General features: G+C 40.5%; 21 protein-coding genes. 16 read left to right on the forward strand and 5 right to left on the reverse strand.

Annotation, left to right across the window (positions count from 1 at the left end):
* Window positions 1-21: 21 nt before the first annotated feature.
* The 5 genes from PP181_RS06820 to PP181_RS06840 all read left to right on the forward strand — a co-directional run bounded on the left by PP181_RS06820 (window position 22) and on the right by PP181_RS06840 (window position 3,756).
* On the forward strand, window positions 22-567 hold the full coding sequence (locus PP181_RS06820) for a DUF1599 domain-containing protein (RefSeq protein WP_154916925.1): 546 nt from the start codon (window positions 22-24) through the stop codon (window positions 565-567).
* Window positions 568-665: 98 nt separating this feature from the next.
* Window positions 666-1,763: a BT_3928 family protein gene (locus PP181_RS06825; RefSeq protein ID WP_272636489.1), complete on the forward strand. Its 1,098-nt coding sequence runs from the start codon at window positions 666-668 to the stop codon at window positions 1,761-1,763.
* A gap of 44 nt (window positions 1,764-1,807) precedes the next feature.
* Entirely contained in the window at window positions 1,808-2,557 is a 750-nt protein-coding gene (tpiA, locus tag PP181_RS06830; protein ID WP_272636490.1) for a triose-phosphate isomerase, read from the forward strand.
* A 65-nt stretch (window positions 2,558-2,622) separates the two neighbouring features.
* Window positions 2,623-3,459, forward strand: a complete 837-nt coding sequence (gene prmA / locus PP181_RS06835; protein WP_154916922.1) for a 50S ribosomal protein L11 methyltransferase — start codon at window positions 2,623-2,625, stop codon at window positions 3,457-3,459.
* 21 nt (window positions 3,460-3,480) lie between these two features.
* Complete coding sequence (locus PP181_RS06840) at window positions 3,481-3,756, forward strand: ATP-dependent Clp protease adaptor ClpS (protein WP_154916921.1); 276 nt, start codon at window positions 3,481-3,483, stop codon at window positions 3,754-3,756.
* A 44-nt stretch (window positions 3,757-3,800) separates the two neighbouring features.
* Here the strand turns inward: PP181_RS06840 and PP181_RS06845 are convergent, their stop codons facing one another.
* On the reverse strand, window positions 3,801-3,944 hold the full coding sequence (locus tag PP181_RS06845; RefSeq protein ID WP_161598189.1) for a hypothetical protein: 144 nt from the start codon (window positions 3,942-3,944) through the stop codon (window positions 3,801-3,803).
* A 167-nt stretch (window positions 3,945-4,111) separates the two neighbouring features.
* Window positions 4,112-4,333, reverse strand: coding sequence for a hypothetical protein (locus PP181_RS06850; RefSeq protein ID WP_138257478.1), 222 nt, complete (start codon window positions 4,331-4,333; stop codon window positions 4,112-4,114).
* Between the two features lie 297 nt (window positions 4,334-4,630).
* Between PP181_RS06850 and PP181_RS06855 the strand changes: the two genes are divergently transcribed.
* Complete coding sequence (locus PP181_RS06855) at window positions 4,631-5,368, forward strand: ferritin-like domain-containing protein (protein ID WP_154916920.1); 738 nt, start codon at window positions 4,631-4,633, stop codon at window positions 5,366-5,368.
* A 27-nt stretch (window positions 5,369-5,395) separates the two neighbouring features.
* Window positions 5,396-6,223: a ferritin-like domain-containing protein gene (locus PP181_RS06860; protein WP_154916919.1), complete on the forward strand. Its 828-nt coding sequence runs from the start codon at window positions 5,396-5,398 to the stop codon at window positions 6,221-6,223.
* Window positions 6,224-6,279: 56 nt separating this feature from the next.
* On the opposite strand, the gene PP181_RS06865 is transcribed toward PP181_RS06860, so the two are convergent.
* Complete coding sequence (locus PP181_RS06865) at window positions 6,280-6,999, reverse strand: NUDIX hydrolase (protein WP_138257481.1); 720 nt, start codon at window positions 6,997-6,999, stop codon at window positions 6,280-6,282.
* Between the two features lie 421 nt (window positions 7,000-7,420).
* Here PP181_RS06865 and PP181_RS06870 point away from each other — a divergent pair, with 421 nt between their 5' ends.
* The 9 genes from PP181_RS06870 (at window position 7,421) to PP181_RS06910 (ending at window position 19,462) form a co-directional block, all read left to right on the forward strand.
* Window positions 7,421-8,980: an alpha-N-arabinofuranosidase gene (locus PP181_RS06870; RefSeq protein ID WP_154916918.1), complete on the forward strand. Its 1,560-nt coding sequence runs from the start codon at window positions 7,421-7,423 to the stop codon at window positions 8,978-8,980.
* An 18-nt stretch (window positions 8,981-8,998) separates the two neighbouring features.
* Window positions 8,999-10,993, forward strand: a complete 1,995-nt coding sequence (locus tag PP181_RS06875; protein ID WP_272636492.1) for a glycoside hydrolase family 127 protein — start codon at window positions 8,999-9,001, stop codon at window positions 10,991-10,993.
* Entirely contained in the window at window positions 10,990-12,666 is a 1,677-nt protein-coding gene (locus tag PP181_RS06880; RefSeq protein WP_272636493.1) for a ribulokinase, read from the forward strand. Before PP181_RS06875 ends, PP181_RS06880 begins: the two co-directional genes overlap by 4 nt.
* Before the next feature lie 3 nt (window positions 12,667-12,669).
* Window positions 12,670-13,374 (forward strand): L-ribulose-5-phosphate 4-epimerase, encoded by a 705-nt coding sequence (locus tag PP181_RS06885; protein WP_272636494.1) that lies wholly within the window; start codon window positions 12,670-12,672, stop codon window positions 13,372-13,374.
* A gap of 26 nt (window positions 13,375-13,400) precedes the next feature.
* Window positions 13,401-14,900, forward strand: a complete 1,500-nt coding sequence (gene araA, locus PP181_RS06890) for an L-arabinose isomerase (RefSeq protein ID WP_419776377.1) — start codon at window positions 13,401-13,403, stop codon at window positions 14,898-14,900.
* A 12-nt stretch (window positions 14,901-14,912) separates the two neighbouring features.
* Window positions 14,913-16,097: an aldose epimerase family protein gene (locus PP181_RS06895; protein WP_272636495.1), complete on the forward strand. Its 1,185-nt coding sequence runs from the start codon at window positions 14,913-14,915 to the stop codon at window positions 16,095-16,097.
* A gap of 23 nt (window positions 16,098-16,120) precedes the next feature.
* Window positions 16,121-17,740, forward strand: a complete 1,620-nt coding sequence (locus tag PP181_RS06900; RefSeq protein ID WP_154916912.1) for a sodium:solute symporter — start codon at window positions 16,121-16,123, stop codon at window positions 17,738-17,740.
* A 167-nt stretch (window positions 17,741-17,907) separates the two neighbouring features.
* Entirely contained in the window at window positions 17,908-18,348 is a 441-nt protein-coding gene (locus PP181_RS06905; protein ID WP_272636496.1) for a DsrE family protein, read from the forward strand.
* 592 nt (window positions 18,349-18,940) lie between these two features.
* Window positions 18,941-19,462 carry a YceI family protein gene (locus tag PP181_RS06910; protein ID WP_272636497.1) on the forward strand — a complete coding sequence of 174 codons (522 nt, stop codon included), beginning with the start codon at window positions 18,941-18,943 and terminating at the stop codon, window positions 19,460-19,462.
* A gap of 686 nt (window positions 19,463-20,148) precedes the next feature.
* Here PP181_RS06910 and galK read toward each other — a convergent pair.
* Both galK and PP181_RS06920 read right to left on the reverse strand, forming a co-directional pair.
* On the reverse strand, window positions 20,149-21,270 hold the full coding sequence (gene galK, locus PP181_RS06915; RefSeq protein ID WP_272636498.1) for a galactokinase: 1,122 nt from the start codon (window positions 21,268-21,270) through the stop codon (window positions 20,149-20,151).
* A 302-nt stretch (window positions 21,271-21,572) separates the two neighbouring features.
* A complete protein-coding gene (locus PP181_RS06920) occupies window positions 21,573-24,362 on the reverse strand; it encodes a sugar-binding domain-containing protein (protein ID WP_272636499.1) in 2,790 nt (929 codons plus the stop codon).
* Between the last annotated feature and the right edge of the window lie 24 nt (window positions 24,363-24,386).

Genomic DNA, 24,386 nt, shown 5'->3' on the forward strand with positions numbered 1-24,386 from the left:
TACACAAATTACAACAACCACATGCAAAAAACGGAAGAGCAGTATAATGCCGTAATCAAGGTTTGTCAGGATCTTTACGAAAAGAAAATGCTTGATTACGGGTGCGCATGGCGCATTCTCCGTTTACCCTCCCTTACCGATCAAATATTTATCAAGGCGCAACGGATACGTAGCTTGCAGGAAAATGTCGTTCGTAAAGTGGACGAGGGCGAGGTTCCGGAGTTCATAGGAATAATAAATTATTCTGTGATGGCCTTGATACAGCTTGAGCTAGGCGTGGCGGAACAGCCAGACCTAGATCCCAAAACGGCCCTATCACTCTATAAAAAGCATGTGAACGCAACCAAGGAACTCATGCTCAATAAAAACCATGATTATGGTGAGGCCTGGCGGGACATGCGCGTAAGTTCCCTGACGGATTTAATACTGCAAAAATTGCTCAGGGTGAAATCCATTGAGAACAATAAGGGGAAAACCTTGGTGAGCGAGGGTATTGATGCCAACTATCAGGATATGATAAACTATGCTGTTTTTGCATTGATTCACCTAGGTTTGTCTGAAAATTAATTAAGGATTATGAAATGAGCCATAACAAGTCTTATTGCCCACCAAGATGGTTATTGGCGAATTGCATCTGACCTATGGAAAACAAAAAAAATAAACAGATGAAATATGTAATTGGAGTAGTTCGAATTTTTGTAGGGGTTCTTTTTATTATCAGCGGGTTCATAAAATTGAACGACCCTGTTGGATTTTCTTTTAAGTTGGAGGAATACTTCAGTCCCGGAGTGCTCAATATGCCTTTTTTTGAACCGCATGCATTGACCATTTCCTTGGTAGTGGTCATTTTTGAAGTGCTTTTGGGAGTATTCCTTATACTGGGTATACTGCGAAAATTTACCCTATGGAGTCTTTTGTTGATGATCGTGTTCTTTACGTTTTTGACGTTCTATTCCGCATATTTCAATAAGGTAACGGATTGCGGTTGTTTTGGGGACGCCATCAAGTTGACCCCATGGGAATCCTTTTCAAAGGATGTGGTTCTCCTTATTCTAATACTATTATTGTTTTATGGGAAGGAATATATCACGCCACTTTTTAGGGCCTTTATTAACAAGGTACTGGTGGCGATTTCCATAGTTGGCTGCATCGGTTATGCCTACTATGTCCTGAATCATTTGCCCGTAATCGATTTTAGGCCTTATGAAATCGGAAAAAATATAGAAGAGGGGATGGGTATCCCGGAAGATGCACCCAAGCCCGTTTATGAGTATTCTTGGAAATTTAAGGTGAACGGGGAAGAACAGGTCATAGTTACCAATGGGGATTATCCCACGGTAGATGGGGAATTCGTAGGTGTTGAGACCGAAGAGATACAGAAGGGCTACGAGCCTCCTGTACACGATTTTACCATTGAACAGGAAGGCGAGGATTTTGCCGCGAGTCTATTACAGGAAACCAAATTGGTCATGGTCATCGCCTATGATTTACGAAAGGCGAATATGGAAGTTTTTTCTGAATTGAAAAAGGTTACGGACAAGGCCATGGAAAGGGGATACAAGGTTATTGGTATGTCTGCTTCCGGGCCTGAGCAGACGCAGGTTTTGAAACAGGAGTACAATTTGGGATTTGAGTTCTATTTCACCGATCAAACGACCTTGAAAACCATTGTAAGATCCAATCCCGGGGTTTTGGTCTTGGAAAAGGGAACCATAAAACAAAAGGTGCATCACAATGATTTGGAGGCCCTTACATTTGAATGATCGATAGTTATATTATAAATTAAACAAGCATAAACAGTATAGCAATGAGAAGTAAGATAGTAGCAGGAAATTGGAAAATGAACAAAAACCTGGAAGAGACCGAAGACTTATTGGTGGAATTGGCCGCCAAACTGCCGGATACCAAGGCAGAGGTTATGGTAGCGCCAACATTCGTAAACTTGGCGGCGGCGGTTCGCAATTTGGAAGCTTCTCGGATAGAAGTGATAGCACAGAATATGCATTTTGCGGAAAGTGGGGCATATACCGGGGAAATTTCTGCGGATATGCTATTGAATATTGGTGTGGATACCTGTATTATCGGACATTCAGAGCGGAGGGCCTATTTTGGCGAAACCGATGAAATCTTGGCCAAAAAGGTGAGAACAGCCTTGGAGAAAGGCATTAGGGTGATGTTTTGCTTTGGTGAGGAATTGGAGGACCGCAAATCTGGAAACCATTTCAATGTGGTGGAAAACCAACTTAAAAATGCGCTGTTTTCTCTGGATAAAACCGATTGGAGCAAGATCATACTGGCCTACGAACCTGTTTGGGCTATTGGAACGGGAGAAACGGCATCACCGGAACAGGCACAGGAAATGCATGCTTTTATCAGAAAGGTTATTTCAGATGTTTATGATAGTTCCGTGGCTTCCAACGTTTCCATTTTATACGGGGGCAGCGTGAAACCTGGGAATGCAGAAGAGATTTTTTCAAAACCCGATGTTGACGGTGGTTTGATTGGAGGTGCTTCCTTGGTATCTGACGATTTTGTGGCAATTATCAAAGCGATTTAAAGAACCATAAAATTGATTGTTTTATAAAAAGGGTATCTTGGATACCCTTTTTTAAATATTGGGAAATGGACGATATCATTTACATGGAATACAAATTTTTGATAGCACCGTTGCAACCTGCTTCGGACATCCTTATCGCCGAGTTGGGGGAAGTCGGTTTTGAAAGTTTCGTAGAGGAAGAAACGGGGGTTTTGGCATATATCCAAAAGGAAGAATGGAGTGAAAACATTTTGGATGGACTATATATACTGAACAATGGAAATTTTGATATCTCATTTACCTGTAAGGAAATCGCCCAGGAAAACTGGAACGCGACATGGGAAAGAAATTTCCAACCGATTTTGGTGGACGATAGATGCATGGTACGGGCGCCTTTCCACGAACCTCTTAATGTTGAATATGACATTATCATAGAACCTAAAATGAGCTTTGGCACGGGCCATCACGAAACCACCCATATGATGTTGCAGCATATCCTTACTTTGGAGCTGGATGACAAAACTGTATTGGATATGGGTTGCGGTACGGGGGTTCTGGCCATATTGGCATCCAAACGGGGGGCCAAAGAACTTGATGCCATTGATATCGATAATTGGTGTTATCTAAATTCCCAGGAGAACGTGGAACGAAATGGTATCGGGAATATTTCCGTATTTGAAGGCGATGCGGCACTTTTGGGTGAAAGGAAGTATGATGTTATCATCGCCAATATCAACCGTAATATACTCTTGGAAGATATTCCAACGTATGTCGATTGTTTGAAAAAGGAAGGTGTACTTTTGGTCAGTGGCTTTTATTTGGAAGATTTATCGTTAATTACGGAAAAGTGCAATGAGGTTGGCCTTCGGTTCGAAAAAAATCTTGAAAAGAACAATTGGGTTGCCGCAAAATATGTATTTTAGGCTATAGCAAAATCGATTGTAATGAGCACTAAAGAAAAAATTTCCGAAGAGCTCCTCTTGGAGGAAGAGACGGTCAAACAAAATGAGATAGTTCTTTTTAATGACGATGTAAATACCTTTGATCACGTCATAGAGACACTTATAGCGGTCTGTGATCATACCCCGGAGCAGGCGGAGCAGTGTTCCCTTATCGTTCATTACAATGGAAAGTGTACTGTTAAGACAGGTGAGTACAATGATTTGGCACCCCAATGTACAGGACTTTTAAATGCCGGCCTTAGTGCGGAAATTGTTTAGGGCATTCAACGGCATATCGGTAAATCTTCCAATTGCAACGGATTTTACAACACTTTCTTAAAAAGAATAATCAATCCCATTGCAAAGCAAAAAATCACCATTATGGGTAGCACGTACTTTGCTGCCAAGTTTGACATTTCGGCCATTCTTTTTCGGGCCATTTCAGATTTTTTCTGGTCCTTTTTCATTTTTGGTTTGTTGGCCGGCAAAGTTCGCTGCAAAAAATGGGTACAGGTAAAATAATTGACAAACAGTACTTTAACTTGGATGTTTTGTAGTTTAATTCATGGCTTAAAGGACACCCAATAAAAAACCCCTTTAAGAAGGGGCGTAATATGATTATTAAGAACTGGATTTAAACGAGAGGAACTCCATTTAAACGTTTCTCTATTTTTTTCTTTTTCTCTGTCAACCTTTTCATGACATCCATTAGGTTGGGATCTTTGGTTTCCTTATAAACCTCGTTTATACTCAATATTAAAGCTTTTGCTTCTCTGGACGCCTCCACCCTATCACTGGTGGACATATTGCTCATTTTTCTGTTTTCAAATTCCTGAGCTTTTTCAAGTAAATCCATGTACGTTTTTTTTCAAAGTTAGCATAATAATCAAATTAAGCAATTCTTGGCCAATAGTAACTAATTATGGCACAATTAGATTGATGTATTTATGATGAATTTAACTTTTTGAAAGTAGTGGATTCCCTAAACCCAGTTGTTAAAACTCCATGCCTTACGAACCTTAATGCCGTACAGGTTCAACCTTCATTATTTTCAAAATGGTACGGATTCACCCTTTTTTAACGTTTTTTTAGCAACCCTTTTATGTTATCTCCGTAGGTACAATTGAAAGTATAACCTAAAAAAAGGAGTAGTATGAGTAAAAAAGTTATTAAAGTGGATATGGCCAACAGGACCAGAAATCGGAGGAGATTTCTAAAGTTAAGTGGTCTTGGATTGGCAGGAGCGGGTCTATTTGTGGCTTGTAGCGATGACGATTATAATGAAGGTATGAGCCCAATGCCTCCTACCGGGGAGGGAATTTTTGACTTGGGATCAGGAGACTTGGGGGTATTAAATTATGCCTATGCCCTGGAACAACTGGAAGCCGATTTTTATACCAAGGTTGTAAATTCTTTTTACGCCAATATTTCAGATGTAGAAAGACAGGTTTTTACAGATCTATACAATCATGAAGTTAATCATCGGGAGTTTTTCAAGGCTGCTATTACAGCTGCGGTCGGATCAAATACTGAGCTCGTTTTACCGGAACTGGAGTTCGATTATGGTTCGCTGAATTTTGGGAGTCGGGATGAGGTTCTTGGAACAGCAAGGGTTTTGGAAGATACGGGAGTTGCCGCCTACAATGGCGCGGGAAGGTTAATATCGGACCCCAACTATTTACTGATAGCTGGTAAAATTGTTTCCGTTGAAGCGCGACATGCATCGGCGATCCGGTCACTGATCAATCCAGAAAGTGCCGATTTTTCGGGTGATGATATTATAGATGTTGCAACAGGATTGGATGTTGCCATGGACCCATCGGAAATACTCGCAGCCGTTGGTGCTACCGGGTTCATTACCACTCAGTTCACGGCAAACAATTTACCATAACTAGTAACATACAAATACGATAACATCATGAATATTATAAAATTTTTAGACGAATTTACAACCGATAATCTCATCGACGGAAAAACCTCTAGAAGGGACGTTTTTTCAAAATTTGGAGCACTTTCTAAAAAGGCTGCCATAGCAGCTGTACCTTTTGGACTTGCGAGCGTTCCAAAAAAGGCCTTAGCACAGTCAATGAGTGCGGACCCTGTAGGAGCACTGCAACTTGCCTTGACTTTGGAGTATTTGGAGGATGAATTTTACGACTTGGCACTTCAATCGGGTGTTTTGCCTTCAGGTAGGCCGGAGATTGTCTACATGCAGATATCAAAACACGAACAGGCCCATGTAGACTTTTTAAGGGCCGGACTGGAAGGTGCAGGTGTTACACCTGTGGAAAAGCCAACTTTTGATTTTACGGTAGGCGGTATGTTCGACCCCTTTAACGATAATGGAGTAGGGCAGGAAACGGCCTATGCACAGCTTTTGGCCTTGGCACAAGCCTTTGAGGACACCGGTGTAAGGGCCTATAAAGGCCAGGCCGGTAACTTGCTAGGTTCGGATTTTTTAACGCCCGCCCTGCAGATTCATTCCGTAGAAGCACGACATGCCTCCGAAATTAGAAGACTCAGAGGTTTGAAGGGTTGGATTACCAATAACGATCGGGGCATGGGCATGCCGGAAGCTACGCAGGCCGTTTATGATGGAGAGGAGAATATCGTACAAGGTGGGGTCGATGTAACCACCTTGGGGTCCGATGGCCCATTTACTATGGAAGCCTCTTCAGAAGCCTATGATGAACCGCTTTCCGGAGATGATGCTACAGCAATAGCTAGTCTATTTATTGTAAACTAATTTTGTTTAGGTTAGGTTGATTGTTTTAGGGGTATCCATTTTGGATACCTCTTTTTTTAAATCTTGAAATTGAAGCCCTCTTCAACCTTACGATTGTACTTTTCCTCATTGAATTTATATAGAAAGGCCCCTTTTTTGGAAGAGCTCATATCCTTTTCATCCAATTTGATGAGAATATCGAAGGAATTGAATTTGCTGATAAAGTTCCGCTTGTCCAGTTTTTTCCCCATGATGCCTTCGTACAGTTTTTGGAGCTGTCGCATGGTAAATTTTTCGGGCAGGAGTTCAAAACCTATGGGTTTGCTCAAGGCCCTTCTTCGAAGTCTGGCCATGGCCCTTTCAACCATGTCGTTATGGTCAAAAATCAAATTTGGAGCCTCTTTGATGGGAAACCATTTTGCGGAATTTTGTTTTATCAATTCCTTGTCGTGATTTGCAATATCGATAAGCGCATAATAGGCAACGGATAGGGTTCGATCTGCAGGATCTCTATCAACCTTACTGTAGGTATAAAGTTGCTCCATGTAGATATTGTTCAGGCCCGTCAAATGATAGAGTACCCTACTGGCGGCAATATCAAGGTCTTCCTCTTTTTTAAGAAACCCCCCAATTAGGGACCACTTTCCTTTTTCGGGTTCAAAGCCCCTTTTTACTAATAATATTTTCAGCTCTTCTTGGTCAAAACCAAAAATGATACAGTCTACAGCAAGTAGAACCTTGTCCTCGTGGTCGTAATAAGCAAGTGATAAAATTTCTTTTTGGTCGGTATTCTGCAATGTTGTGGAGTTGTTGGTATATTTAGCTAGGAAATTTAGTTAAAATCAGGCTATTTTCATATACATTTCATTACTTAAAATATATAATTGCGAAAAAATATTACTTCCAATTAAGATTAATGCTTAAATCAACTTGGAAAATTCAAATATCTGCTGTTTATTTACACGTGTTAAAAATACACTTTTAATAAGCTGATTAAATTAGCGGTCATGAGTTATAAAGCGTAATAGCTCACTTGGTTTATCGGAGAACTTGCCATTTTTTGAGTATTATGATGGTGGATTATTTTAAGTAGGGGTCCGAAACTATAAAATATTGGATGAACTCCAGCATTGTATTTTAATATAAAGGCCTGATGCGACTACATGAATTGAATTTTTTGAAAAAAAGTAATTATCGGAACACAAACAAAAACACTTTATGAAAACACTTAGATTTTATGGTTTAACAACTTTAATTCTTTTTTTAGGTCATGGCGTTGTCATTGGTCAGTCCAAACAAAGCACTATTAAAATTGAAGATTTTGATGACGCTCCCATAATTAGTAAACACATCTATGGACATTTTGCCGAACATTTGGGTAGATGTATTTATGAGGGTTTTTATGTTGGAGATAATAGTATGATACCTAATACCGAAGGCGTACGAAACGATATCATCGATGCACTGAAAGAACTACAAATCCCCAATTTACGTTGGCCCGGTGGTTGTTTTGCAGATACATATCATTGGAAAGATGGTATTGGGCCCCAGGAAAATAGACCAACTATCGTTAATACCTGGTGGGGTGGCGTTACAGAAGACAACAGTTTTGGAACCCATAATTTTTTGAACTTATGTGAGGTTCTTGATACGGAACCTTATCTCTCTGGAAATGTAGGAAGTGGTACGGTACAGGAATTGGCGGATTGGGTACAGTACACCAATTTTAAAGGGAAAAGCCCCATGTCTGATTTACGAAGGGAGAACGGTAGGGATGAACCTTGGACCGTCAAATATTGGGGAATTGGTAATGAAGCCTGGGGTTGCGGTGGAAATATGCGTCCGGAATATTATGCGGATATCTATAAAAAATATGTCACTTTCATGTCAGACGCAGACGTTGAGGGAGGTCTTTACAAAATAGCTTCGGGTGCCAGCAATGACGACTATAACTGGACAGAAGTGCTAATGAAAAATATACCTAAGAAAATGCTCCAAGGCGTTGCCTTGCATCACTATAGCGTGATTGATTGGAGCGCAAAGGGTTCTGATGTGGATTTTACGGAGGACCTCTATTTCAAGACCATGAAGGAGTCATGGCTTATGGAGGAATTGATTGTCAAACATACTGCCATAATGGATAAATACGACAAAGAAAAGCAGGTGGACCTCATTGTGGACGAATGGGGCGGCTGGTATGAGGTTGCCGAAGGAACCAACCCAGGTTTTCTTTATCAGCAAAACACGATGCGCGATGCAATGATTGCCGGTATGAACCTCAATATTTTCAATAATCACGCGGACAGGGTAAAAATGGCAAATCTCGCCCAGACCGTGAACGTACTTCAGGCAGTTATTTTGACAGATAAAGAGAAAATGATTCTTACCCCCACATATCATGTAATGAACATGTACAAAGTGCATCAAGATGCCAAATTGATTCCGCTTTCCTTTGAATCTCCTGAGTACACTTATGAGGGAGAAAGTCTTCCTGCAGTAAATGCCTCTGCATCAATGGATGATTCAGGTAAGATGCATATATCTCTTGTGAATATAGATGCACATAATGAAAACATGGTCTCCATAGATTTGAATGCATTGGGAATAAGGGAAGTTACAGGTCGAATTTTAGCATCGGATAAACTACAGGACCATAATACTTTTGACAATCCCAATAAAATAGAGCCTAAAGATTATAAGGGCTTTACGTTCAAAAAGGGTGTTTTGGAGGTTGAGTTACCGCCTTTTTCCGTTGTTGTATTGGAAGGAATTAAGTAAACTAAAAGGTATAAAAGGATGAATAAACAAAAGCGGTTTTTTTATTGTATCATTTGTTTCCTTTTGATAATCTCTTGTAAGACTGAGGTTAAGGAATTTGCTTCTGATGTTAAAGAAAAAGCGGCTGGTTATCCAATAACGCCCGTAAACATCCAACATGTTCGATTAACGGATAAATTTTGGTTGCCATGGATACAAAAGGTTCAGGAAAGGACCATTGAATACGCCATTGAAAAATGCAGGGAAGAAGGTAGGTTCGATAACTTTTTGATAGCCGGGGGCAAAATGGAGGGAGCTGTTCGTGGGGTAATGCCTTTTGATGATTCCGATGTTTATAAAATCATAGAAGGAGCCTCTAATTCTTTGATAAGTTCTCCAAATCCAAAATTGGAAACTTTGTTGGATTCCTTGGTGGGAATCATAAAAATTGGTCAGGAGTCCGATGGTTATTTGACCACATGGCGTACCATAAATCCGGCAAAGCCACCCGCAACTTGGGTGGAGGTAAAGGAGGGAAAAAGATGGGAATCCCTTGCGGCAAGCCATGAACTTTACAATGCCGGCCATATGTACGAGGCCGCAGTGGTACACTATAAAGCTACCGGAAAACGGAATTTCTTGGATATCGCCCTTAAAAATGCCAATCTAATGGTGGCAACTTTTGGGGAGGGTGATGACAAGATAGCTGCAGTACCAGGGCATCAGATAATAGAAACCGGACTAATAAAATTATACGAGGTTACCGGAAAAGAAGACTACCTTAATTTGGCCAAGTATTTCTTGGACAATAGGGGCAACCCAGATAATCATGAACTCTTCGGTACCTATTCACAGGACCACGTTCCCGTAGTCAATCAGGACGAGGTTGTGGGGCACGCCGTAAGGGCCGTTTACATGTATGCAGCAATGACAGATATAGCTGCTATGAAAAACGATTCTGCCTACCTGAGCGCCGTGTATAAATTATGGGACAATATGGTGGGTAAAAAAATGTATATCACAGGAGGAATCGGCGCCAGGCACGACCAGGAATCCTTTGGCGAGAATTTTGAGCTGCCCAATTTGACAGCCTATAACGAAACTTGTGCCTCCATTGGCGACGTATATTGGAACCACCGGCTGCATAATTTGACAGGTGAAGTAAAGTATTTTGATATTATAGAACGTACCTTGTATAACGGCCTTATTTCTGGAATATCCTTGGACGGTACCCATTTCTTTTATCCCAATGCCTTGGAATCCGATGGTAAATATGAATTCAACCAAGGGGCCGCTACCCGCAAATCTTGGTTCGATTGTTCGTGCTGCCCTACCAATGTAGTTAGATTTGTTCCGGCAATCCCCGGTCTTTTATATTCTAAGAGTGATGATACTGTTTTTGTAAACCTATATGCTTCCAACGAGGCAACAATCGACTTGCCAACACAATCTTTGGAGGTTAAAATTGAAACGAATTATCCTTGGGATGGAAGGGTCGGAATCAATGTTAAGGATAGCAAAAATCCCAATTTTAAAATGAAACTTAGGGTGCCAGGGTGGGCACGCAACGAGGTTTTGCCCAGCGACCTGTATCAATACAGAAATAATCTTTCTAGCCCCATCACGCTAAAAATAAATGGTGAAAATAGGAAGGTAGAATTAAACGATGGATATATTACTTTAGATGGCGCTGAGGTAGCTGGTAAATCCATCGAATTGGAGTTTCCCATGGAAGTCCGTTTGGCGGAGACGTCTGTAATGGTGGCTGAGAACAAAGGAAAGGTAGCCTTGGAATACGGGCCATTGGTCTATGCTCTAGAAGAGGTGGACAATAAGGCTGGTTTTGAAGATATTGCCGTTACGGACAGTTCTAATTTTTCGGTGACCATGGAAGAAAATTTTTTGGAAGGGGTGAATACCATAAATACCGAAAGTTTCAAGGCAATTCCATATTATGCATGGTCCAATAGGGGGGTAGGAAAAATGAAGGTCTGGTTGCCCGGGAAGAATTCAAAAAAACAAATCAAAAATTGAAGACATCATATGTTATTGGGTTGGATTACGGTTCGGATTCCGTCCGGGCCGTACTTATCAATACCCAAAATGGAGAGGAGATAGCCTCAGAAGTTTGTTGGTATAAAAGATGGAAGCAAAATAAGTATTGCAATCCGTCCATTAATCAGTTTCGGCAACATCCCTTGGATCATATCGAAGGGCTGGAGCACACAGTAAAAGCGGTTATGAACCGGAGCAATATAGACCCGGCCGATGTAAAGGGAATCTGTATAGATACCACGGGATCGTCTCCGGTGCCTGTAACCAAAGACGGTACACCGTTGGCCTTGGTGGAGGGTTTTGCCGAAAACCCAAATGCCATGATGGTCTTATGGAAGGACCATACGGCCATTAAGGAAGCGGAACTCATAAACGAATTAGGGGTTTCATGGGGCGGTGAGAATTTTACGAAATATGTGGGCGGAATTTATTCTTCGGAATGGTTCTGGGCCAAAATCGCCCATGTTGTCCAGCAAGATGAGGCTGTTAGGAACAATGCCTATACTTGGATGGAGCATTGTGATCTAATGACCTACCTCTTGATTGAGGATAAAAATTTGGAAACCTTTAAACGCAGTAGATGTGCCGCGGGTCATAAGGCGATGTGGCATCAAAGCTGGGGCGGATTGCCCCCAAAGGATTTTTTGGGCAAAATACATCCCTATCTTTCGGATTTAAGGGACCGTCTATATGAAGAAACCTTTACATCTGACGAGGTAGCAGGCACATTGAGCCAAGAATGGGCAAATCGTTTGGGACTCACCACGGATACCGTTGTTGCCGTAGGCACTTTTGATGCGCATTCCGGGGCCGTGGGTGCAAAAATTGATGAGCATGCCCTGGTACGTGTTATGGGAACCTCTACCTGTGACATTATAGTGGCCACTGATACTGATATAGATGGTAAAACGATAAAGGGTATCTGCGGACAGGTAGATGGTTCGGTCATACCTGGTTTGGTGGGTTTGGAAGCGGGTCAGTCCGCTTTTGGAGACTTACTGGCCTGGTTCAAGGACGTACTTTCATGGCCTATCGATAATTTGGTTTTGACTTCCGATATTTTATCGGAACAACAAAAAATAGATTTAAAGGAAGAAATAGAGCGCGATTTTATCAAAAAACTATCTGATGCGGCCGAAGCAATACCCTTGTCCGAAAGTATACCCACCGCACTGGACTGGATCAATGGGCGCCGTACCCCGGATGCCGATCAGAATTTGAAAAGTGCCATTTCCAATCTTTCGTTGGGGAGTAAGGCACCCCATATTTTCAAGGCCTTGGTGAATGCTATTTGTTTTGGTTCCAAAAAAATTGCGGACCGTTTTCAGGAAGAGGGCGTACAAATCAATTCGGTGATTGGTATCGGTGGTGTGGCAAGGAAGTCACCTTTTATCATGCAAACCTTGGCTAATGTTATGGATATGCCCATTAAAGTGGCAGCCTCGGATCAGGCGCCGGCCTTGGGTGCGGCGATATATGCCGCCGTGGCATCGGGAATCTATTCAGATGTTGTTGAGGCCGGTACATATATGGGAAGCGAGTTTGAAGCGGAATATCATCCCCAGCAAGCTACCGTTGAAACATACAGACATTTGATGAAATCCTACAACGAACTGGGAAATTTCATTGAAACATCCATAAAATCAGAATAAGAAATGAGTTCAAAATACGAAGCACTGAAGCAGGAATGTTTTGAAGCGAATATAGAACTGAACAACCTAGGTCTGGTCATTTATACTTTTGGGAATGTAAGTGCGGTGGATAGGAAAAATGGCGTTTTTGCAATTAAGCCAAGTGGAGTGCCCTATGAGAAACTGAAACCTGAGGATATCGTCATCTTGGATTATGACAATACTATAATCGAAGGTTCGATGCGGCCTTCCTCGGATACCAAGACCCACGCCTATTTGTATAAAAACTGGGAACATATTGGAGGTATAGCGCACACCCATGCGACATACTCGGTAGCCTGGGCACAGGCCCAAAAGGATATTCCTATTTTCGGTACGACACATGCGGATCATTTAACAAAGGAAATTCCCTGTGCTGAACCAATGCGCGATGAACTTATAGAGGGTAATTACGAACACAATACCGGAGTTCAAATATTGGAATGTTTCAAGAATCGAAATCTTTCCCCTGAAGAAGTGGAAATGGTGCTGTTGGGAAACCACGGCCCCTTTGCTTGGGGCAAAACGGCGGCCAAGGCCGTGTATAACAGTAAGGTTTTGGAAACGGTGGCCCAAATGGCCTATCTAACGTTGCAAATAAATCCCGAAGCCCCAAGACTAAAGGATTCCCTTGTAAAAAAACACTACGAACGTAAGCATGGAAAAAATGCTTACTACGGACAAAAATAACTAACAACAGATTTATAATTAAATATATGGCAGAGAAGGAAATTTGGTTTGTAACGGGAAGCCAACATTTATACGGACCTGAAACACTTGATCAGGTCACAAAAAATTCACAGGAAATCGTTAAGGGATTGAATAGATCGGCATTTATCCCATTGCGTATTGTATATAAACCTACAGTAAAGACACCCCAGGAAATAACGGATATCTGCTTGGAAGCTAGTTCAAATAAAGATTGCATTGGCATAATTACTTGGATGCATACCTTCTCACCGGCAAAGATGTGGATAAAGGGTCTAAGTGTTCTTAACAAGCCTCTTTGCCATCTGCATACCCAATTCAATGCGGAAATACCTTGGGAATCCATAGATATGGATTTCATGAACCTGAACCAATCTGCTCACGGAGATCGGGAGTTTGGTCATTTGATGACCCGAATGCGCAAAAACAGAAAAATTATTGTCGGGCATTGGCAAACGGAAAGGGTACAGCAAAAACTGGGAAATTGGAGTCGTGTTGCCCTTGGATGGAACGAATTTCAAAATTTAAAGGTCGCCCGCTTGGGGGATAATATGCGGGAGGTTTCGGTGACCGATGGTGATAAAGTCGAGGCCCAGTTTCGTTTTGGCTTTTCCGTGAATGGATATGACTCGTCAGATGTGGTCAAGCACATAAAGGGATTGGACCAAAAGGAGGTCGATGCATTGGTTGAGAACTATGAGCAGGCATATGAATTGAGTGATTCTTTGAAAGAAGGAGGAAATCAGAGAAGCTCCTTAATCGAGGCGGCCAAGATAGAACTTGGACTCAGAAAATTTTTGGATGAAGGCGGATTTAAGGCCTTCACAGATACTTTTGAGAATCTTGGTGAATTAAAACAATTACCAGGAATCGCTACACAAAGATTGATGGCAGATGGTTATGGCTTTGGGGCGGAAGGAGATTGGAAAACATCCGCATTGCTCAGGGCAATGAAAGTAATGGCAGAGGGACTTGAAGGTGGAACTTCTTTTATGGAGGATTATACCTATCACTTTACCCCTCAAAAATCCTATGTTATGGGATCTCACATGCTGGAAATTTGTCCGACCATAGCGGATGGAAAGCCTTCTTGTGAAGTACATCCTCTGGGAATAGGGGGTAAGGAAGATCCGGTGCGTTTGGTCTTCAATTCTCCCGCTGGGCCGGCAATCAATGTTTCCTTGGTGGATTTGGGGAATAGGTTCCGTTTGATCGTCAATGAAGTAGAGGCAGTAGAACCAGAGGGTAAATTACCTAACTTACCGGTAGCTAGGGTTTTATGGGATGCCCATCCAAATTTGGAGGTAGCCGCCACGGGCTGGATTTTGGCTGGAGGTGCACACCATACGGTTTATACCCAAGCGCTGACCACTGAATTCATAGAGGATTTTGCCGAAATGGCAGGTATTGAACTCGTGGTTATCGACAAGAATACGACCCTTAGGGATTTAAAGAATCAATTGAATGCCAATGAAGCCTACTTTCAATTGTTTAAAAATAACTTGTAAATAACTTTAAAAATGAAAAATTCAACCAACATTTATTATACATGTGCATTGCTGCTTTCACTGGTGGTAATTGTAAATTGTAAGGATAAAAAGGATAAGGAAATGAAAGAAGAAACGCCCAAAAAGAATATATCCAAGGTCGGTATTACTGAAAGTAATTATGGAACGACCCAAGACGGAAAAAAGGTAACCCAATTTTTCTTGAAAAATGAAGGTGGTATCGAAGTGGATATTATCACCTATGGAGGTCGGATTACTTCTTTGAGAACCCCAGACAAGGACGGAAACATGGAAAATGTAGTCCTAGGCTTTGATGATTTGGCCCAATATGAAAAGGACAATCCTTTCTTTGGGGCTTTGATAGGAAGATATGGCAACCGTATTGCTAAAGGAAAGTTCAGTATCGGAGAAGAAGAATATACCTTGGCGCAAAACAATGGGGAAAATAGTTTGCATGGCGGTATCAAGGGATTTGACAAACAGGTTTGGGAAGCCAAGACGGAAGTAGGTGAGAATTCAGCTTCACTCATTCTTACCTATTTGAGCAAGGACATGGAAGAGGGCTTTCCCGGAAATCTAAGTACTACGGTTACCTATACCTTGAATGACGACAATTCCCTGGATGTATTGTATGAAGCTACGACGGATAAGGCCACCGTGGTGAATCTAACTCAACATGCTTATTTTAATTTATCGGGAGATTTTTCCAACACTATTTTGGACCATGTGGTTGAAATCGATGCAGATACCTATTTACCTGTGGATAGTGGCTTAATACCTACTGGAGAATTGAGGCCGGTTGAAGGTACCCCTTTTGATTTTAGGGAACCCAAGACGGTAGGTGAGGATATTTCCGAAGAGAACGAACAGTTGAAACTGGGGGGCGGTTATGATCACTGCTGGGTATTGAATGACCAACAGGCAGGTTTTAGAAAAGTGGCTAGCGCTTATCACCCTGCAACCGGTAGATTTTTGGAAGTCTCTACCGATGAGCCGGGAATACAGTTTTATACAGGAAATTTCTTGGACGGTACCCTTCCTGCTCCAAATAATAGCACATATGCCAAGAGAAGTGGATTTTGTTTGGAAACCCAGCATTATCCGGATTCTCCTAACCAAGAAGAATTTCCTTCTGTAGTTCTAAATCCTGGTGAGACTTATACTACCAAGACAACATTTACATTAATGACCAAATAACGGCACAACTAAACCAATTAATTATGCAAACACTTGACACTTTTGACTGGGTAGCCATTGTATTTTATTTTTTAATTCTACTCAGTATTGCCGTTTGGGTTATTCGAAAGAAAGAGGACAATACTGAAGATTATTTTTTGGCAGGAAGGAATGTAGGTTGGTTCGTAGTAGGGGCTTCCATTTTCGCTTCCAATATCGGTTCGGAGCACGTGGTAGGACTTGCAGGAGCTGGGGCCAGCGATAAGCTTCCCATGTTGATTTACGAAATCCACGCTTGGATCGTCCTCATTTTAGGTTGGGTTTTTCTCCCCTTTTATGCCCGTAGTGGTGTGTTTACCATGCCAGAATTCTTGGAAAAGAGATTTGACGCCCGGTCCCGTTGGGTATTGTCCATCTTTTCGATTGTTGCCTATGTGCTGACGAAAATATCCGTTACTATTTATGCTGGTGGGGTAGTCGTTTCCGCCCTATTGGGCATCGACTTTTGGACGGGTGCCATCGCCACCGTAATATTAACAGGTATTTACACCGTGTTAGGGGGTATGCGAGCCGTAGTGTATACGGAAACCTTACAGGCCGTACTCCTTGTTTTGGGAGCCGCAGTACTTACCTATCTCGGATTGGAAAAAGTTGGAGGTTGGGGTAGTCTGGTGGAAACTGTAAAGCCAGAGTATTTGAATATGTGGCGACCACCTAGTGACCCGGATTTTCCTTGGCCGTCACTCGTGATTTCTAGTACCATCGTTGGAATTTGGTATTGGTGTACTGACCAGTACATCGTACAAAGGGCCCTGACGGCCAAAAATATCAAAGAGGGTAGGAGAGGTACCATTTTTGGCGCGGTTATGAAATTGATGCCTGTGTTTCTCTTTTTGATTCCTGGGGTTATTGCCTTGGCCCTAAAAATGAGAGGCGAATTGCATTGGGATTCTCCGGATGAAGCATTTCCCGTATTGATGAGCAATGTGTTGCCATCAGGGTTGCGTGGTCTGGTAGCTGCCGGTCTATTAGCGGCCTTGATGAGTTCCTTGGCCTCGGTTTTCAACTCCGTTTCCACACTGTTTACTGTTGATATTTACAAAAAGCTTAGGCCCAATACCCCAGAAAAGAAATTGGTGCGTACAGGTCAGTTGGCGACTGTGGTAGTGGTAATCATCGGCATTATCTGGATTCCTATCATGGCCAATATTTCGGGAGTGCTTTATGAGTATTTACAGAGTGTACAGTCCTATATTGCGCCACCGATAACCGCCGTGTTCCTTTTAGGTATTTTCCACAAGCGCATCAATGGATTGGGAGCTTTTGCTACATTGATTATGGGTATTATCGTTGCTGCCATCCGAATTGTTTTGGAATTGATAAAGGGGGATTTGGATCCGGATGGATTTTTGTACGAAATGGGCAGTATGAACTTTTTGACCTTTGGAGCTTGGTTCTTTTTGGTATGTGTGGTTTTTGCGGTAGTGACCAGTCTTTTTGCTCCGGCACCATCTGCAGAGAAAGTGGCCAACTTAACCTTTGGAACCATTAGCGCAGAAGAAAAAAGTAAAAATAAAAATAGTTACAATTGGAAGGACGTTGTTATCTCCATATTGGTTTTAGCAGTAGTTGTTGGTGTTATGATATTTTTCAATGGAAAGTAAATTATAATTACTTGACTTTGTTTGAAATAAGAATGGTAGAATTATGCCAGGCTCCTGAGCCTGGCTTTTTTATCTTGGATTAATTTCTCAACTATGACAAAAGACATATTATCAGAATTAAATTCGTAGTATTTTTAAAGGAATTATAAATGCTAAGATCTACTTTTATGAAATCAGTATCTACAACCCTAATCATTGCTTTTTTGTTTTTTGCAGGCACTCCTCAAGTAAAAGCCCAAAAGAAATTGGATCAACAGACCGTGGCGGATTTACAAACAACACCCAAATACGGTTTTATACTTACAACTGAAAGGCACTTTAAGGGGGTACTTGGCATGTATGACCTTTTGATTGAAAACGGATTGGAAATTGAGGAATATGAAATTGTGGTAAAAGGTATGGTGGTCAAAGCACTTACAAAGGGGTCAGAGTTGGAGGCCTTTTTTGAAAAGTACAAGGGAAAGATAAAGGTGAGTGTATGTAGTGTTGCCATGGAAAAACTGGGTGTGGAAGCAGAAACCCTTTTGGACGGTTTGGACATCACTCCAACCGCTTCCGTAAGAATGCTTCAACTTCAAGCACTTGGCTATAATACGCTAACGTATTAGTTAAATTTTGTATTTAACGATAACCAAGAATTTATGATTTTGAAGATAGGATGTTGTCCAAAGTCATAATGAATTTTTTTAAGTTGTCAAGAGTAATAAATACATGGCTAAATTTCGGGTCGCATGTAAAATTTATTGTTAAATATCCGTAATGTCTATGTTAAGGGACGTTTGGCTTTATTGGAAATTCTATACAATCCATTTTCCCAAGTATAACATAAACTAGCTTTCATTTTACTTATCTAAGAAATGTTCCATTCGCCATGTATGAAATGGGAAAAAGAAATCGTAGGATAGGTAAAACGGTAAGTTCGTATTATGTAATTGGATCTTCATATAATGAGTAGTCTTAAATAAAGAATTCAGTTTTTATTAATATTCTGTCATTTTGCAATTTACTTATGAGGTACATTGCCAAAAAAACACCTTCTATTTAGTTGGGATACCGGGTAAGGTCAGGATTCATATTTATCAACTTTAACAAAAAGTTGGGTTTTCATTGATCAAAATTAAGAATTCATCTTTTATATTTGTATATACAAATGTTGTATAGACGTTAATTAATGTATTTTTTAATCAATTATCAATTGTAATGGAAAAAATAAGTAAATGGGTAATAGACCCTGCACATTCAGAAGTAAGTTTTAAGGTAAAACATATGATGATTTCTACGGTTACTGGGCATTTTGAAAAATTTGATGCTACTATAGAAACTGAGAATGACGAATTTGAAAATGCTTCCTTATCGGTAGAAATCGGCATAGACTCGATAAATACTAAAAATAAGGATAGGGATGGCCACCTTATGTCCGATGACTTTTTTAAAGCGGACGAATATCCAAAAATGACATTTATCTCCAAGTCTTTCGCCAAGGATAAAATTATTGGTGATTTGACCATACGTGATGTAACAAAGGAAGTTGTACTGGATGTAGATTTTAACGGTATTGCAATAGACCCTTATGGTCAGACAAAAGCTGGTTTTGAAATTAGGGGAAGTATCAATAGAAAGGATTTCAATTTAACTTGGAGTGCTGTAACGGAAGCAGGGAATGTGGTAGTGTCAGATCAAGTAAAAATGGTCATCGATGCCCAGTTTATCAAGCAAGCTTAATTACCGTTGGTTATATTAAAGTCATTGTGAAGGTGTACCTTCTTTGATGACTATAAATACCGGTAATTCTTAAACAATGTAAAAATCAACCAAAGGATATATAGCTTTTGGTTGATTTTTTAGTTTAAAAAAATAGAAAGCCCAAATGACTTTGCACATGCTTTTATTAAAATTTTTTACTTAAAACTTCATAAAGAAAATTCGATATTGAAAACGCAAAAAACAGTTATAGGATTTACATGCTTGTCAAATGAATCGTGACCTCTACAGATTTAAATCAATTCCATCTATCAACATATTTCAGTAGCTTCAATTTTATATTAAAAACTTTTAAACCAATTTGTTGACGAATGAAACCAAATCAAATCAATTAAAATGATGGTCCAAAAAAGACAAAACCTTGCAAATCATAGATTTTGCAAGGTTTTCCTTTTGTTTGGAGTTTCCTCCTAGTGACCTTGGTGGAACAGAGTTCAAACTTATTGAAGGAGGATATTGAAATTATTGTCAAGAAATCACCTCATATTAGAAGTGCTTGAATTCTATTTATCCAATAATTTTAGGAAATGAAGGTAGAGATTTTACTTACATTTCTAATATTTGTGTTTAATAACTTGCATCCAGAGGTATGGGATATGTTTTATTTGACACAAAATTAAATCTCATTTTCTTTACAAAAGAGAAACTCAGACTCCTTCATTTTCAATTATTGATATTCCTTGACTAGGAAAAGTGAAGAAATAAGAAAGAGTTATACCAAACGTTTCTTTGTAAGCTTTTGAAGCCTTATCCACAAATTGATCAATACCGTCTACATGGATAAGGTTTAAGGTACAACCGCCAAAACCACCGCCCATCATTCTTGCCCCTAATACCAAAGGGTCCTTTTCTGCAATCTCCACTAGAAAATCCAATTCTGGGCAACTCACTTCATACTTTTTGCCTAGCCCTTGATGTGTTTGGCCCATTAGCTTCCCGAATTTTTCCAATTCCCCTGCTTTTAAGGCTTTCACTGCATCTTGTACCCGCTGTATTTCCTCTATGACATACGAACATCGGTTATACAATAGAATGCCTAATTCGTTTCTGGATTCGTCGAGCATTTGAGGGGTAACATTTCGAAATGATTTTTCAATTCCAAATCTTTTGGAAAGTAACGCCAGACCATCTTCGCACTGTGCTCTGCGAATATTGTATTCTCCGGTGGACAGGTTATGTGAAACATTGGTGTTCAGTAGTAATAACTTATATGGGTCTAATTTTGTGGGGATGTATTCAAAATCCAACGAACGACAATCCAATAGCATTGTATGCCCTTTTTTCCCCATAACAGAAGAAAACTGATCCATAATACCACATTTTGTGCCCACAAAATTATGTTCTGCACGTTGACCCAATTTTACCAATTCCCATTTGTCCAATCCCAAATCGAACAGCTCATTAAGTCCGAAAGCAATCCCACATTCCAAGGCTGCAGACGAACTTACTCCGGAACCTACTGGGATTAGACTTTCCATGTAGCAATCAAAACCCCGTAGTTTTGGACTCAATTTCTGTATTTCGTAAAGTACTCCCAATACATAATTATGCCATCCTTCCGTACTTTTTTTAAGTTTATTGAGATTTGCCACTAAAATACTGTCAAAGCCATCGCTTTTAATCGTGCAGCGACTTGCATGGCCATTGACCGAAAACTCCATGGAAATACTTTTATCTATGGCAGCGGGTAACACAAAGCCGTCATTGTAATCTATATGTTCGCCAATAAGGTTGATCCTGCCGGGAGAGGCAACTTTTATTTTCTTCATTAAGCTAATCTATGTATTGAGGGTCTTTCAATTGCAATAATTGTCAGATGTTCCTACTATCTAATTGTAATTTATGTAGTGTCTTTGAATTGGGAGATTGATTGGAATTATTGTTCATTCTAGGAAATTATTTGATGATTCTACCTACAAACACTTTCCATCCGTTTTCAAATTGGTTCTGCCGACAAGTATATTTTTAATTACTTGTTACTATCCAAAGACGATAGAAAAAGATTGCAACGCTCAGGCATAAAAAGGTATAGCATCCTATGGATATAAATCAAAGCAAAATAGGTCTCGATCTAATTGGTATAGATGTCCTTAGTGTCAAAATTAGTATCGTTACCGGTAATCTTCAACTTGTCCAAATCACTTAGTTCCATGGTTTTGGATGGGTTGAAGGAATCACTTTCCATATAGTTCAACAAGCTTTTTCGAAGTTGTCTGGCCACGGGCCTGTTTTTTAAGTTCGAAGAGAGGTCAATAGAGGTGAAAACCAGTGTTCCGGCACCAATTTTGGCCTCAAAAACATTACTCAAGCTTCGGTTCGTCACAAAATTATCGATGACACGTACAATAGGTTCCACGTTCAAGGAATCGATGGGGATCGATTTTGAATTCAAGCACAAATCCCACCACTGCCAATTTGTATGGTTTTCCGTTGGGAATTTGGCCAGTGCTGGATGTTCCTTATCCATTAATAAGCCCATGGTGGAAGGCTGGTTAGGAAAATGGACAGGGCTCCAAAAGACAGGTACAAAACGTCCTTCAATACCTTGTAGTGTTTTATAGTTTGGATTCAGCAAAACTTTTTTTCCATTATTAAGGGCTTCTTTCGCCTTTTGTATGCTTGTTGTATATATGACATTGTTGGAACTTACATTTACATCTTTAGGATATTCCCAAATAGGCCAGCTATTCTTATACTTTGTATCCTTCAAGGAAACGGTAATGTTCAGTTTTCTTGCTGTTTCCGTATTAATGGGATACGATATGGTACCCAAGTTCAGGTTATTTCCTATTGTTAAATGAATATCGGATACCTCACCCTGCTTTAAGACCTCCCCTTGATCATTGGTGATACGCCAATTCAGGGTTTTATTTTGAAGTTCTTGGTAGAAATTTGCGACTTCTATGGTAGCGGAAAAGGTTTCCCCATCTTCATACACAGCTTTCTCGAATCGTAAAAGTGGTACAAGTTCACTATTGAACTGACTGAATTCTTCGGGTGAGATAATACCTTTTGATTTCCAAAAAGCGTTTAGCAGTCCCACCAAAGCGGTACCCTGCCCAGGAAAATCTTGAAGCTGTAGCAATTGAAATCCATCAAAACTAGGTGTTTTTAAGCCCCTTTCTATTTCCTCCTTATACAATAGGGCGGCCAATTTTCCCGAGGAAAGTGTAAAGCTTTGGGCTAGGTCGATCAATCCTTTTTCTTTTAGATCATTTTGAATCGCAATAAAATTCAAGGGTTCCAATACTCCCGTATATTTTGGAATTTCCGATAGGTCTGGATATACTGCATATTGCCCAATTTCATGCGATATCAATGGAACTCGAATGTGTTCGCTATTTTCAGAATAATCGGCATTAAAATGCGGTGGCTTATCGTTGAAAATTCCTTGTCCGCGTATCCAGCCTTTATCCGTCCATTGGGTAACAAAATACTCATCTTGTGGTTCTGGTCTTTCGCCCAAAGGTTTTTGAAAGGAAAAGGTTGTGGTCATGTACAAATGACGGGGGTCTTTCTTTTTAAGTTCGCCAACCATTTCATTCATTAAAGTTGCATCGCCCTCCAGTTCATTGCCCAAGGCCATGAATAAAAATGAAGGATGATTGCCGTAATCCTTTAGGATTTTGTCGGCCTCTTCTCTTAAAAATTTGGTGGTTTCTTTGTCTTCTCCCACTTTTAGGCTCCAATGCGGCAATTCTACTTGGAAATAAAAACCCAATTCGTCGGCAGCTTCGAAAGCAGCTCCTGGCGGACACCACGAATGAAAACGCAAATGGTTAAGACCATAATTTTTGGCTTGTTGAATCAAGGTGATCCATTCTTTTTTCTCTAGGGGCGGATGGCCGGTCAGAGGAAAAATGGCACACTCCAAGTTGCCTCTTAGGAATATACGATGGCCATTTAACATTAGGTTCCCATTTTGGTATTCAGCGTGTTTGTAGCCAAACCTTTTGGTCAATTTTTGCTGATCGATTGTTACGCTTAGATCGTACAGTGCAGGATTGAACTCGTCCCAATATTCCAACTTTGTCGGTCTTTGAAAGGTAAAACTTACGGTACCATTTTGAATGACGGGTTCTTTTGCGATTCCATTGGAAATTTCATTTCCCTGTGCGTCCTTAATTTCAAATTGAATCTCTGGTATAGTACTGGTATCAATTTTTTCAAAGGTAACTCTTAAACTATTTTCCGAATAGTTTGGATATACCTGTAAATTGGTCGCCGCATTCTTTTCCGAAGCGGTCAAGACCATGGAGCCCAAAATCCCGTTCCACTTAATTTGGGTGTGATTGGTATAGGCATGTGCCATGTCTTGGTTGATGGGGTCGGGATATTTGGAACCGGCCACATTGATATTAGGAAATTTATTGGAATTATCGATGGCTATGGTGAGGATATGATTTCCCGGACTCAGATTTTTTAGCTCAAACTCATGATTGCCTATCAAACTATTGGCAATGCCCATTTTTTGCCCATCCAAATAAACTGTTGATTCCCAAAGTACTCGTTCCAAGCTTAGCTTTATGTTGTTGTCCTTCCAGTTATTAGGGATATTAATTTCCTTTTGGTACCAAGCTTTTCCTATATATTGATGTTTTCTGGCAAGGTTTGACATTACATAATTGTTGATTTCTGGTTTCAAAGTATTTGGTTTTCCCAAACCCGCATCGTCCAATGTACCCGGCAAACGGATCTGGGTACCTTCAAATTTGCTGTTGGCCCAATTTTCTTTCACACCAATATCGGTTGAATCCAATTTTACCTGCCATGCCCCAGAAATGTCGATTTCTGAAATATTTGAGTGATTGCAATTGGATAATAGCGTTATAAATACGATGGTTAAAAAAAGTATCCTCATAAAGGGTAAATCTTAAATGCGATT

Origin of the sequence: Maribacter sp. PR66, assembly GCF_028464205.1 — a bacterium.
In the GTDB taxonomy this organism is placed as follows: Bacteria; Bacteroidota; Bacteroidia; order Flavobacteriales; family Flavobacteriaceae; genus Maribacter; species Maribacter flavus.

Excerpts from the sequence above, each read along its gene's own strand:
- PP181_RS06820 (WP_154916925.1), top strand. The coding sequence starts at position 22 with ATGCAAAAAACGGAAGAGCAGTATAATGCCGTAATCAAGGTTTGTCAG.
- PP181_RS06825 (WP_272636489.1), top strand. The coding sequence starts at position 666 with ATGAAATATGTAATTGGAGTAGTTCGAATTTTTGTAGGGGTTCTTTTT.
- tpiA (WP_272636490.1), top strand. The coding sequence starts at position 1,808 with ATGAGAAGTAAGATAGTAGCAGGAAATTGGAAAATGAACAAAAACCTG.
- prmA (WP_154916922.1), top strand. The coding sequence starts at position 2,623 with ATGGACGATATCATTTACATGGAATACAAATTTTTGATAGCACCGTTG.
- PP181_RS06840 (WP_154916921.1), top strand. The coding sequence starts at position 3,481 with ATGAGCACTAAAGAAAAAATTTCCGAAGAGCTCCTCTTGGAGGAAGAG.
- PP181_RS06845 (WP_161598189.1), bottom strand. The coding sequence starts at position 3,944 with ATGAAAAAGGACCAGAAAAAATCTGAAATGGCCCGAAAAAGAATGGCC.
- PP181_RS06850 (WP_138257478.1), bottom strand. The coding sequence starts at position 4,333 with ATGGATTTACTTGAAAAAGCTCAGGAATTTGAAAACAGAAAAATGAGC.
- PP181_RS06855 (WP_154916920.1), top strand. The coding sequence starts at position 4,631 with ATGAGTAAAAAAGTTATTAAAGTGGATATGGCCAACAGGACCAGAAAT.
- PP181_RS06860 (WP_154916919.1), top strand. The coding sequence starts at position 5,396 with ATGAATATTATAAAATTTTTAGACGAATTTACAACCGATAATCTCATC.
- PP181_RS06870 (WP_154916918.1), top strand. The coding sequence starts at position 7,421 with ATGAAAACACTTAGATTTTATGGTTTAACAACTTTAATTCTTTTTTTA.
- PP181_RS06875 (WP_272636492.1), top strand. The coding sequence starts at position 8,999 with ATGAATAAACAAAAGCGGTTTTTTTATTGTATCATTTGTTTCCTTTTG.
- PP181_RS06885 (WP_272636494.1), top strand. The coding sequence starts at position 12,670 with ATGAGTTCAAAATACGAAGCACTGAAGCAGGAATGTTTTGAAGCGAAT.
- araA (WP_419776377.1), top strand. The coding sequence starts at position 13,401 with ATGGCAGAGAAGGAAATTTGGTTTGTAACGGGAAGCCAACATTTATAC.
- PP181_RS06895 (WP_272636495.1), top strand. The coding sequence starts at position 14,913 with ATGAAAAATTCAACCAACATTTATTATACATGTGCATTGCTGCTTTCA.
- PP181_RS06900 (WP_154916912.1), top strand. The coding sequence starts at position 16,121 with ATGCAAACACTTGACACTTTTGACTGGGTAGCCATTGTATTTTATTTT.
- PP181_RS06905 (WP_272636496.1), top strand. The coding sequence starts at position 17,908 with ATGAAATCAGTATCTACAACCCTAATCATTGCTTTTTTGTTTTTTGCA.
- PP181_RS06910 (WP_272636497.1), top strand. The coding sequence starts at position 18,941 with ATGGAAAAAATAAGTAAATGGGTAATAGACCCTGCACATTCAGAAGTA.
- galK (WP_272636498.1), bottom strand. The coding sequence starts at position 21,270 with ATGAAGAAAATAAAAGTTGCCTCTCCCGGCAGGATCAACCTTATTGGC.
- PP181_RS06920 (WP_272636499.1), bottom strand. The coding sequence starts at position 24,362 with ATGAGGATACTTTTTTTAACCATCGTATTTATAACGCTATTATCCAAT.